Genomic DNA, 12,035 nt, shown 5'->3' with positions numbered 1-12,035 from the left:
ATTATCCAATTGTTTTTCGTTTCCCATTAACTAGGTTACCTAGCGTTTCATCAAGTTTAGAAGGCAGCGGGTGATGAGGAGCTCTAAGAAGTTAAACTTTAAACGGAGAATTTAAACAAACGTTTATTTAAACGAGATGTCCCTCTTAATACCCGAGCCTTTCGCTAAAATCGATCGCATCAGCATGAAGATTGAACAAATAGTGAGGATTTTTCCTCCCTAATATGGATAAGTCGTGCATATAAATGGTAAAATTACTTATTAATTCATCTTTATTATTAAAAAGATCCGAACGTAAGAGATCTTAGGGAGGATTTAAGAATGATTCAGCTCTTATTTGTCATTCTCATACTGATCACGAGTGTCAGCCTCTTAAAGGATGTGTTTGGCTGGGCGTCTTTCACGTCATCTCCCAAAAGCGCCACGTGCCCGACTTGCCAAAACAAAATGAAAAAGACGGGTGGCACATGGACCTGTTCTTCATGCCAATCGACTTTATACAAAAATAAAGTGAGCGCGTCTCACACACAGCCTCTTGCCCGTGTCACCAAGGAAATGCGTTTAGTCGTCGAACTCTTCGCGAAGATGACGAAATCGGATGGAATTGTGACCAAGCAGGAAATTCTTGTGGTTGACCGCCTTCTAAAATCAACTTATCAGCCGTCTGATCGCCAACTGGCTGAATTAAGGCGCTTATTTAACCTAGCCAAGCAAACACCTGATGGCTACCCGTCTATCCTTCAGCAACTGCATCTCGTTTTACCTAAAAGTGAGTCGGAGCGGATTCAATTAATTGACCACTTATTCCAAATTGCCTTGGCTGATAACCCCATTGATGACCGGCAGAACGCGATTATCTCGCATGCTGCTGACGTGTTAAAAGTAAGTACGCCATTTAAGCAAATACGTGCGCGCTACATACCCGAAATAACCCGCCATTTTATCTTACTAGGGTGTTCAGAATCCGATTCAATCGAGACTATTAAGAAAAATTACCGACGCTTGATCAAGGAGTATCATCCGGACCGTCATCTGCACAAGCAAAGCTCACCTGATTTCATACAAAAAGCCAACCAAAAGATCAAAGATATCCACCAAGCTTATGAGGCCATCACTCAATACAAACAAGCGGGCCGTGTTTAAAGAAAGCAGCCCCGAGGAATACGGTTCCCCGGGGCTGCTTTCTATTTGGATTTCGCTTCTGCTTTCATTTTGTGACGGACACTCAGTCCGTTACACACCCCTTTTGTACGTTCTTCGTTTTCTAACGGACATTTAATCCCTTACAGCCTCATTTTGGTCCATTGACCTCTTAGTTTGACTCTCTACCGGTCTGTATGTCCGTTAAATTTTTTAAACCCTGTGATTTCACGTTCTAACGGACTCAGGAGTCCCTTAGACCATCAAACTCGTACTCTAGCCTAGCTTATTCCCAATCGTAAGGCGTTTGTTGATAGACATAATAGTTTAGCCAATTGGAAAATAGCAGATGACCGTGTGAGCGCCAACGATTTAACGGCATTCGGCTTGGATCATTACTTGGAAAATAATTAACAGGCAGGTCAATCGCGAGACCGTTTGCCTGATCCCGCTGATATTCATCCATGAGTGTTGTCGCATCGTACTCCAAATGCCCTGTAATCATGACATGCTTGTTATCCTTCGAAAGAATCAAGAGAGGCCCTGCCTCCTCACTCTCTGCTAAGACTACAAGGCGATCATCGCTTTTTAGCTTTTGTTCATCAACATTTGTATGACGGGAATGCGGTGCAAGAAACATTTCATCAAACCCGCGAACAAGCGGAACATTGAGATCCGATACGGTATGATCGAAAACGCCAAATATCTTACTTTCACGTGGGAGCTTTCCAATGCCGTAATGATAATAGAGGGCAACCTGTGCTCCCCAGCAAATATGGAGGACAGAGGTGACATGAGTCTTTGTCCACTCTAAAATCTCGGTTAGTTCTTGCCAATATTTCACATCTTCAAATGGGAGCTTTTCAATTGGAGCCCCCGTTATAATCATACCATCATAACGGCGGTGCGAGATATCAGAGAATGTCGAATAAAACTGGTTTAAATGATTCGGACTTACATTTTTTGCTTCATAGGTTGAGGTATATAGAAGGGTAATATTCACCTGAAGAGCCGTATTAGCTAGCAAGCGAATAAGCTGCGTTTCTGTTTTCTCTTTTTCAGGCATTAGATTGAGGATGACTATATTCAGCGGACGAATATCCTGCATGTTCGCGCGACTTTCGTCCATTACGAAGACATGTTCGTTTTCAAGTATCTTCCAAGCGGGTAGTTGTCTAGGAATCTTAATAGGCAATTTCCCATCTCCCCCTTACTTTGTTAAAGCATATGAGATTATAATAGCTAAGGGGCAGAAGGAAAGTCAATTCTGACAACTGCATTTAAACGATTAAAAGACCGATTTCTGATTAGTTGCCCTTTCTCCCTTTCGTCACTCAACCGAACCTATGTAACGTATAGTCGAAACCGATTTCAGTTTCACTATACGTTTCTCCTAAAAAATAGTGACTATAAATTAAATAAATCGCTGCCCTTTAATTGTTTTTCTTCAAGGGTGATTTGCGGCTGTTCCCCTTTTAGCCGCTGTTCAAAATGGGCGAGTTTAAGAATCAGCCATTTGATTTCATACTCAAGTACAAGCCGAGGGGCTTTCAGCTCAAGCATACGAGAGGCACGAATCAAATGGTGTCTGACTTGGCGCCACTCCTCATAGAGCTGATCTCCTCCCTCTCCCTCATGGACATGTGGTTTTACTTGTTCGAAACAATCTTTCATATGCCCGAGAGCCAATTTCATTTTATCAAACGAGACATCCTCCTGGACAATCTTCTTCAGCAGTTGTCCATCCTGTTTTATTTGATTGAGTAGGTCTTGTTGTTCAGGGTGCATGAATCTCTTTCCTTCCTCATAAAATTTCTCTCCCTTCCCTTTGAAAGGGCTTACATAACTGCACACCATATACTTATTAGAAAGTCCTTACTATATATTAAGCAACTCTAACGAATATGTGTCATGACTCGGTCTATTTTTGAAAAAAGCGGCTTTATTTTTGGGAGACAGACCTTTTCTGAAAGAATAACGACTTTAGAAAAACTTGGCTTATCGCCAAGGCCTTAATGGCGGAAGCCTTAGTTTTACTTCTACTATCATCCTTAACTCGCTACAGCGAAAGTTTATACGCTGATCGTAAAACAGGTCTGTCACCACCTAACTCCAGCATTCAAATGCTGTCCCACAGTGCGTGCGCTAAATCCATTCCCATTTTTGACGCTTGGCGGCATTCTTCCATCCCTTCAAATTCGATGGAAATATCCCCATCATAGCCAAACTCTTTCACTGCCTTAATAATCTCAACCATAGGAAGATCTCCGTGCCCTACAATAGCGCCTCGTAAAAGATTACCGTTCGCCGTTTTGAACCATCCGTCACGGCGATCCACACCGTCTTTCCGATAATAAAAATCCTTGAGGTGGACAATAGAGGCATAGGGCAGATTCTTCTTTACCGCTACTAATGGGTCCTCATCCACACATAAGAAATTACCAACGTCTAGAGTCGTTTTAAAATTAGGTCGGTTCACGCCTTCTATTACGCGTTGAACCCGTTCTGAGGATTGCACGTAGAAACCGTGATTCTCAATACTCGTTGTAATCCCCTTAGGTGCAGCGTAATCCGCAATCCGTTGACAGGCTTCGATGATCTGAGGGAGGTCCTTTTCAAAGCGAGCAAGCCCCGCTTCTTTCGGGGACAGAAAGCCTACATCATGCCTCATTCTTGAAACCCCAAGCTCTGCGGCAATATCCACATGTTCCTTCACCCGTTCGATTTCAGCCTCGAACTCCGAGCGGTCTTCTTGTATAAAACTAGCACTAATCGCATAGTTTGAGAGACTTAAGCCCTGTTCAGCAGCTTTTTCCTTGATTTGCCGGATGAGTTCTGGGGTCTCTACAAGATCATACCCTAGAGGGACGATCTCCACATGCTCACCGCCCTGTTCCTTCACCCACTGAATCACATCGAGGACCGTCATCTCACCTGACTGCATCGCTCGGAGCAAGCTGTATGTACTTAACCCAAGCTTCATGGATACCCCTTCTCTCCTATTCATTTGGTGACATGATTTCACTATTCACTTTCGGACATGCTTATTGTTCTCAAATTAAGGGAACCCGAGTAGTCCCGTTACCTTCCGCCTGAGCACAAACGTCCTTGGCTAAAGGATTCATTTTTGCTGTGCTTTAGACAGTTTGATTCGACTCTCTCTTTTAAAATTGGATTTCTTCACCTTTAGCTGCTGATTCGTAGATGGCCGAGAGAATTTTCATGATTTCGACGCCATCTTCTACTGGAGAATTGGTTTTGGTGCTGCTAAGGACTGCCTCAACGAAATGATTGATTTCGTTTTGGAATGCCTCAATAAAGTTGAAGCCCAGGCTATCGACTTGCGGAATGGCATTGATAATTGTATTGAATTTTTCTGTAACAATGACGAGTTCAGGTTCGATCTCCGCTCCGCCTTTTTCACCGTACAGCTTGACAGACGATTCGTCCTTCTTGGCATGCAAAGTAAAGCTGACATCGACCATTATTGAGGCACCATTTTCAAAACGGATTAAGGCATTCGCCAAATCCTCAACAGTATTTTTACTTGGGTCATAGTCAGCGGCTTTGTAGAAAGAGAGATTCTGGATGTTCTTCCGATTGCCAAGTTTATTATACGTATTCCCACTTACGGACTTCACCTTTGGCTTACCCATTAAGTACCAAAGCAGATCAATGATATGAACGCCAAGGTCAATGACCGGTCCACCACCGGAACGCTCAATATCCGAGAACCAACCGCCCGGATTACCAAGTCGTCTTAAGATCGAAGCCTTTCCGTAGTAAATGTCGCCAAACTCACCGCTATCAATGAATTCCTTGACTAGCTTCGTATTCGAGGCATGGCGGCGGACAAAGCCAACCTGCAGAGTCTTCCCTGATTTTTGCACGGCCTCTTGAATGGCCATGGCTTGTTCAACCGTTTTCGCAAGAGGCTTTTCAACCAGGACATGCTTTCCCGCCTCAAGAGCCGAAATCGCCATTTCAGCATGGAGATTATTCCACGTGCAAATACTGACGGCTTCAATGTCCGGATTTTCAAGAAGCTCCTGATAATCGGTATAAATCGTCTTTACACCGTATTTTTCTGCCTTTTGCTCCGCCCGTTCTTGATTAATATCGGCAATGGCCATGAGCTGAACAGATGGATTGTTGCTGTAAGAGCTTAAATGCATGTCAGAAATGGAGCCCGCTCCAATAACACCGATATTTAATTGTTTCATTAGAATCCTCTCCTAGTTAAAGGTTTATTAGATTAGATTAGATTGTTTTTTTCAAAAAGGCAATTGCCTCTTGAATGTCGCGGACCGGATCGGCTCCCACTTCCCGCTCAATCGTAAGGAAGCCCTTATATCCAATCTCTCTAAGTGCTTGATGATACCGGGCAAAATCCAAAGCCCCTTGCCCTAGTGGGGTTTCAAGAAAATAATCTTCAAGACGCAAGTCCTCTATTCCCCCTTCAGCAAAAAAGTTATAAATGATTTCAGGGTCCGTTTGCTTGAGCATTTTCCCATCTTTCGCATGGGTGTGTACAATATAGTCCTTTAATAGATGGACGCCTTGAACCGGATCATCTCCTGTTACCATTAAAAAGTTGGCGGGATCATAATTGACTCGAACGCCATGGCTACTTAAGGAATCAAGAAATGTTTTTAAAACCTCCGCTCGCTCTGGTCCTGTTTCAATAGCAAAGGAGCCCCCCAATTGGTCGGCGTAATCGCCAAGTATATCACAGGCTTCTGCTAAAACTTTGTAGCGATCGTGTTCTGGTGATTCAGGAATAACGCCAATATGGGTGGTCACGACATCTGTCTCTAAATCTTTTGCAAGGTCTAAGATGCGTTTAGAACGTTCAATCCGCAGGGGATTCTCTTCTTGGATAGCAAAGCCATGGCCTCCGAGATCGCCACAAACCGCTGACACCACCAGTCCATGGTCCTTGATGTAAGCAAGAAGGTCACGCCGAGCTTTTGTCGAGAGAAACTCTGGCGCCATTTCACCTGAAACGGCATACATTTGGATGCCCTCAGCCCCCATTTCCTTAGCCTTTCTAATCGCTTCACGTAATGGCATACGAAAGGAATCGATAATGACCCCAATTTTCATATTGAACACCTCCAAAGCCAAAACTTTTATCCCTTTTAAATAAGTTAAACACGAAATCCTTACTTTGTATACGATTACATTTTATTAAATTTAAAATAGTTTTATTTTTTTATATTTATTAAAGATGGTGAGGTTCCCCATCCACTCCCCTTAGTATAGGTGGGAACAGACCCTTTCCGAGCAGTAATTTTTTCAGTAGAGGTCTTCCCACCCAACTGATTCAGGGATGAGAGACGATCAGTTGTGCCTTTCCTTTTAGCTTAAACTCATGTATCGTTGCGGGCACAATGAAATGGTCGCCTTTTTTAAAGGGGTATTTCTCGTTGCCATTTTCAAGCTGCCCCTCCCCATCCAGGACACTAAATAGGAGATAGGCCGCCTCCTTAGGAAAAGACACCTCACCCTCCAAATCCACTTTGGTTACAGTAAAATAACGCTCCCTCACAAACTCCGTGAAGCTAGCCCCTTCCCTCTTTATCGTCTTCCCAGAGATTTCAGGATCACTATGCGGAAAACGTGTAACCGCAATCGACGGTTCAATATGAAGCTCGCGTGGCTTTCCAGTCTGATCTCTGCGGTCATAATCATAGACTCGGTAAGTAACGTCAGAGCTTTGTTGGGTTTCGAGAATGAGAATACCGCCGCCAATCGCATGGATTGTCCCGCTTGGAACATAGAAGAAATCTCCTGGTTTAACGGGGATCTTTCGAAGCAGATCCTCCCATTTTCCTTCTTCCACCTTCTGCCTGAATTCTTCAGGGGTTCCTGCATGATGCCCATAGACAATCTCCGCACCAGGCTCAGCATCAATGATATACCAGCATTCTGTTTTCCCAAAAGGCGTCTGTTCCATTTCTTGAGCTTGTTCATCGTTGGGATGGACTTGGACGGATAAATCGGTTTTCGCGTCTAATATCTTCGTTAAGAGCGGAAATTCTTTTGAGGGATCCTGTCCGAATAGTTCAGGATGACTTGTCCATAGTTGATCCAGTGTGTAGCCTTTGAAACGGCCATTCAGAATTTCACACGGCCCATGAGGATGCGCAGAGATTCCCCAACACTCCCCTGTTTGCTGGGTTGGAATTTCATAATTAAATCGATCACGGAGACGGTCTCCTCCCCATATTCTTTCTTTAAATACAGGTTTTAAATACAAGGGCTCTGCCATTAGTGGTCTTCCTCTCCTATTTAAAAATTGGCCTATTTCTTTTGCCTATCATAAGGCTTGTATTAATGCCGCTGCACCGATAACCCCCGTGTCCTGGTCTAAACCAGAGGGAACAATCGGCGTTTTCCTGCCCGCTGGATTTAAGGCAAATTTTTCTGTATAAGATCGTGCTGCGGCAAAAAGCGGCTCTCCCATATTGGTCACTCCGCCGCCTAACACAATCAATTCTGGGTCGAACAGATTAATCATCGTAACACAGCCGACCCCAATTTTTTCAAACACATTGGTTAAGTATGGATGAAGGATCGGATCCTTTTCTAAGTAACGTTCAAATATCTCTTTTGGTGTAAGCGTTCGTCCGGCAAGCTTAGACCCTTGTTCCTGAATGGCGGTCCCAGATGCGATCGCTTCAAAGCAGCCGCGCTGTCCGCACGTACACAGAGGTCCTGAAGAATCCACCACAATATGGCCCACTTCTCCGCCATTTCCTCGATACCCAAAGACGGGCCTGCTGTTCACGTAAAACCCGCCGCCAATTCCCGTACTAATCGTCATATAGACAAAGTCATCACAGGATTGGGCTTGCCCGACCCACTTCTCTGCAACCGCTGCTGCGTTAGCGTCGTTTTCTAGCCTAATGCGCGTGTTCGGGAAATAATGCTGCATCCACTTCACCACAGGGGTATCACGCCAAGCGGGGAGATTAGGCGGACAGGTAACCTCTCCTTTTATGATGTCTATCGGTCCCGGTGCCCCGATCCCTATCCCGGATAATCCAGCCCCTTTGTCACAACCATTTTCATTAAGAATCATGTCGACACTTTTGGCTATAAGCGCCACCATTTCATGAGGCGGCTTCTCCCCTTCTGTCTTCAAAACGTGTTTATCTATAAGTTGGCCGTCCTGATTGACGAGCCCAATCGCTGTTTTTGTTCCACCTATATCAATGCCAATTGCCATGTTTGACATCCTGTCACCCTCAAACCACAGATATTCTTAATTATCTCACAAAATCTGACTATTTGGGAGTAAAAAATAACGGACGCTGTGAGATCTTCTGAAGCTTTTACATCGCAACGCCTTGGATCTGAACAGTCCCTTTCCTAATAAATAACAATCAATTGCGGAATTCATTCAATTTTTCATAAAATCTTTTTGTTTCTTTTTAGCGCATGATAAAATAAGAAGTGCACGATTTACCTGAAGAAAAAGGAGAACTAGAATGGAAAATTTTGAGGTTCTATTAGAACGTTACGCCGATTTGGCTGTTAAAATTGGAGTGAATCTTCAAGAAAAGCAAATCTTACATATTTCAGCCCCAACCCATGCCGCAGAATTCGTACGTTTTGTCGTCAGGAAAGCTTATGAAGTTGGCGCACTTGATGTCATCATTGATTGGTCAGATGAGGGAGTAATCCGAGCCCGTTATGACCTGGCCCCCGATGAGAGTTTTAAGAGCTTTCCAGATTGGGAAGTTCAAAAATTGGAAACCCTCGTTGAAAAAGGAGCTGCCTTCATGACGGTTTTCAGCCAGAATCCTGACCTTTTAACAGGGGTTGATCCAACCCGCCTTGCCACTTGGCAGAAAACAGCCGCGGAGGCGACACATTCCTATAGAAACGCTATCATGGGAGGAAAAGTGAGTCGAACCGTTGTATCCACTCCAACTCCAGAATGGGCAAAAAAAGTATTCCCAGCGCTTTCAGAGGAAGAGGCCGTAGAAAAGCTTTGGAAAACGATCTTTGAGGTGACCCGTGTCTCCACACCTGACCCCATCCAAAGCTGGAAAGAACATCGGGCCCGTTTGACAGAGCGTCTTGAATATTTAAACGCCCAACAATTCAAAGCGCTTAAATATACAGGTGAAGGAACGGATTTAACGCTTGAGCTGCCAGAGCGTCATGTTTGGATCGGCGGCGGGATGGAAACCGCACAAGGCATTTATTGCCATCCAAACATCCCAACCGAGGAAGTGTTTACTGCACCGAAGAAAGATGGTGTAAACGGTGTTGTAAGGAGTACGAAACCACTTAACTATAGAGGCAGTGTCATTAATGATTTCGTCATTACCTTTGAAAATGGACGTATTGTCAAAGCGTCTGCTGAAACAGGTGAAGAAACTTTGGAAAACTTGATTGAAACAGACGAAGGGTCGCATTACCTTGGCGAAGTCGCCCTTGTTCCTCATCAATCTCCCATTTCGCAATCCGGTCTCATTTTTTATAACACACTCTTTGATGAAAACGCTTCTTGCCACCTCGCCATTGGCACGGCCTATTCTTTCAATATAGAAGGCGGTACCACTATGAGCAAGGAAGAATTAGAAGCTCATCACATTAACTCAAGTCTGACACATGTTGACTTCATGGTCGGCTCGGAATCGCTTAACATTGATGCCCAAACACAAGAGGGCGAATGGATTCCTCTCTTTAGAAACGGCAATTGGGCTGGTTAAAAAGCAATACCTCAAAACTTTGAGCCTTTGATGAAGCATTCAATTGAGCAGCCTTTAAGCAGCACACTGGCATGGTCTAATTTCGCGATCACTTGTCTATAATGTTTAAAAACGATTGAGGTGTCTCGCCCATGCATCATGATTATGAAGGTCATCTGTTTAAGGGTTTGTTTTGGGGCATGTTGCTCAGCTTTCCTCTTTGGTTGTCCATATTCGGTTGGATCCGCCTAATATCTAGATAATGAATAAATAAAAAAACGGAGTCCTAACTCTCCGTTTTTTTGTGCGTAATTGACTTAATCTGAGATTCGCACTTTTTATTCTTTATATCCATTTTCATTCTGAGATTGCCATCTCCAAGTATCTTCACACATTTCTTCTAGTCCAAGTTCAGCAGACCAGCCTAACTCTTTTTTGGCTTTCTGTGGATCGGCAAAACTGACTGCAATATCTCCCGGTCTGCGATCAACGATTTGGTAAGGAATCGTTTTGCCTGAAGCCTTCTCGAAAGCTGCTATAATCTCAAGTACGCTATAGCCGTTTCCCGTTCCAAGATTATAGGCATCTACACCAGGCGAGGTCGCTACTTTCTCAAGTGCTTTTATATGACCTTTCGCCAAATCTACCACATGAATATAATCTCTGACACCTGTTCCGTCTTTGGTGGAATAATCATTGCCAAATACATTTAAATGAGGGCGTTTGCCAACGGCCACTTGGGCAATGTAAGGAACCAAATTATTCGGTATGCCATTTGGATCCTCGCCAATCCGACCGCTTTTGTGCGCCCCAATTGGATTAAAATAGCGAAGCAAGGCAATGCCCCAACCCTTATCTGAAACATATAAATCTCTAAGGATTTGTTCAATCATAAGCTTTGACCAGCCGTACGGATTCGTTGCCCCAAGCGGTGTATCTTCTGTGAGGGGAACCGTTTCTGCCGTCCCGTAAACCGTTGCCGATGAACTGAAGACCAATTTTTTTACACCAAACTTTTGCATGGTTTCAGTGAGAATCAGCGTTCCGGTTATATTATTGTGGTAGTATCTTAGCGGCTCAGCTACAGATTCACCAACCGCCTTTAAGCCAGCAAAATGAACAACAGCCTCTATCTCATTATCTTCAAAAATGGCCTCCATGCCAATTCGATCGAGTAGGTCCAGCTCATAAACCTTTACCGATTTCCCCGTAATGTCTTTTACTCTGTTCAATGCTTCAGGAACACTATTTGAAAAATTATCCAGAACAATCACTTCATACCCTGCTTCTAATAATTCGACACATGTGTGGCTGCCAATATAACCAGCGCCACCTGTTACTAAAATAGCCATCCTTTAACCTCCACACTATGATTTTAAATAACTAATTAGAAAAGGCCTAAAAAACGTTTTTGTCTGATAGGGGTTGGAGGTTGTAAATAGAGGGCCTCGCCTTGTACCATCAAATTAGCGTTTTCCTCGAATTCCATTCTCAACCCAATTCCAAATTGATCCTCAATCGTTTCATAGGCCTCTCTTAAGCAGAAGCCCCTTGTGGTTACATTGTGTGCATCTGATCCAACGATATGGCTTAAACCACTCTCTACCAGTTGGAGTGAAAAGCGGCCAATCTTCTTACCAAAATTCCCAATTAGGCTCCCAGCCGTCACCTGTGACAAAGCGCCACCCTTTACTAATTCATATAAACGGTCAGGGTTTTGAATAATTTCACTGTTACGTTCCGGATGTACAATGACTGGAATCAATCCGGACACCTGAATATCATAAAAAAGACGTTCCGTATAGCGAGGAACATGATTAGACGGGAACTCAATGAGGAGATATTTCCCATTTTCATTAACAGAAAGAATCTCAGCATTTTGATAGTCTTCGATTATTTCCCCGGAAATTCGACATTCTTGGCCGGGAAGTATCGACAAATCCATTGCTTCTCGCTTTAATTGATCATTTAAGAAATCAACCGCTTCTAGAACTTTTGAACGCGGGTTGTTAAACATTGGGTGATTATGATGAGGGGTTGCCACGATTTGAGTAATCCCTTGACTGAAAGCCGAACGGGCCATTTCAAGTGCGTCCTCTACAGCCTGTGGCCCATCATCTAGGTTCGGCAGGATATGATTATGAATATCAATCAATATAGTCCCCCCTTTGATGTATCTGGCCGAAT

11 protein-coding genes are annotated in these 12,035 nt (G+C 43.8%); 2 read left to right on the top strand and 9 right to left on the bottom strand.

The features are described 5' to 3' along the window. The first annotated feature begins 321 nt into the window (after positions 1 to 321). Positions 322 to 1,143, top strand: coding sequence for a TerB family tellurite resistance protein (locus PU629_RS02015; protein WP_275282597.1), 822 nt, complete (start codon positions 322 to 324; stop codon positions 1,141 to 1,143). 283 nt (positions 1,144 to 1,426) lie between these two features. Here PU629_RS02015 and metA read toward each other — a convergent pair whose 3' ends face one another. From metA to PU629_RS01980, 7 genes are all read right to left on the bottom strand, one after another. Then, positions 1,427 to 2,335 carry a homoserine O-acetyltransferase MetA gene (metA, locus tag PU629_RS02010; protein ID WP_275282596.1) on the bottom strand — a complete coding sequence of 303 codons (909 nt, stop codon included), beginning with the start codon at positions 2,333 to 2,335 and terminating at the stop codon, positions 1,427 to 1,429. A 212-nt stretch (positions 2,336 to 2,547) separates the two neighbouring features. Then, entirely contained in the window at positions 2,548 to 2,928 is a 381-nt protein-coding gene (locus PU629_RS02005) for a hypothetical protein (protein WP_275282595.1), read from the bottom strand. Between the two features lie 331 nt (positions 2,929 to 3,259). Further along, positions 3,260 to 4,123, bottom strand: a complete 864-nt coding sequence (locus PU629_RS02000) for a sugar phosphate isomerase/epimerase family protein (protein WP_275282594.1) — start codon at positions 4,121 to 4,123, stop codon at positions 3,260 to 3,262. A 181-nt stretch (positions 4,124 to 4,304) separates the two neighbouring features. After that, complete coding sequence (locus PU629_RS01995; RefSeq protein ID WP_275282593.1) at positions 4,305 to 5,363, bottom strand: Gfo/Idh/MocA family protein; 1,059 nt, start codon at positions 5,361 to 5,363, stop codon at positions 4,305 to 4,307. Between the two features lie 37 nt (positions 5,364 to 5,400). After that, complete coding sequence (locus PU629_RS01990; RefSeq protein ID WP_275282592.1) at positions 5,401 to 6,246, bottom strand: sugar phosphate isomerase/epimerase family protein; 846 nt, start codon at positions 6,244 to 6,246, stop codon at positions 5,401 to 5,403. A 220-nt stretch (positions 6,247 to 6,466) separates the two neighbouring features. Beyond that, positions 6,467 to 7,414: a mannose-6-phosphate isomerase, class I gene (gene manA / locus PU629_RS01985; RefSeq protein ID WP_275282591.1), complete on the bottom strand. Its 948-nt coding sequence runs from the start codon at positions 7,412 to 7,414 to the stop codon at positions 6,467 to 6,469. 48 nt (positions 7,415 to 7,462) lie between these two features. Beyond that, positions 7,463 to 8,374 (bottom strand): ROK family protein, encoded by a 912-nt coding sequence (locus PU629_RS01980; protein WP_275282590.1) that lies wholly within the window; start codon positions 8,372 to 8,374, stop codon positions 7,463 to 7,465. A gap of 262 nt (positions 8,375 to 8,636) precedes the next feature. Here PU629_RS01980 and PU629_RS01975 point away from each other — a divergent pair, with 262 nt between their 5' ends. After that, positions 8,637 to 9,869, top strand: coding sequence for an aminopeptidase (locus tag PU629_RS01975; protein WP_275282589.1), 1,233 nt, complete (start codon positions 8,637 to 8,639; stop codon positions 9,867 to 9,869). A gap of 317 nt (positions 9,870 to 10,186) precedes the next feature. On the opposite strand, the gene galE is transcribed toward PU629_RS01975, so the two are convergent. Both galE and PU629_RS01965 read right to left on the bottom strand, forming a co-directional pair. After that, a complete protein-coding gene (galE, locus tag PU629_RS01970; RefSeq protein ID WP_275282588.1) occupies positions 10,187 to 11,200 on the bottom strand; it encodes a UDP-glucose 4-epimerase GalE in 1,014 nt (337 codons plus the stop codon). A gap of 35 nt (positions 11,201 to 11,235) precedes the next feature. Continuing rightward, complete coding sequence (locus PU629_RS01965) at positions 11,236 to 12,003, bottom strand: tyrosine-protein phosphatase (protein WP_275282587.1); 768 nt, start codon at positions 12,001 to 12,003, stop codon at positions 11,236 to 11,238. Positions 12,004 to 12,035 lie beyond the last annotated feature (32 nt).

The organism is Pullulanibacillus sp. KACC 23026, assembly GCF_029094525.1.
Taxonomy (GTDB): domain Bacteria; phylum Bacillota; class Bacilli; order Bacillales; family Sporolactobacillaceae; genus KACC-23026.
Note: the sequence above shows the minus strand (reverse complement) of the source record. Positions and strands in the feature narration are given on the sequence as shown.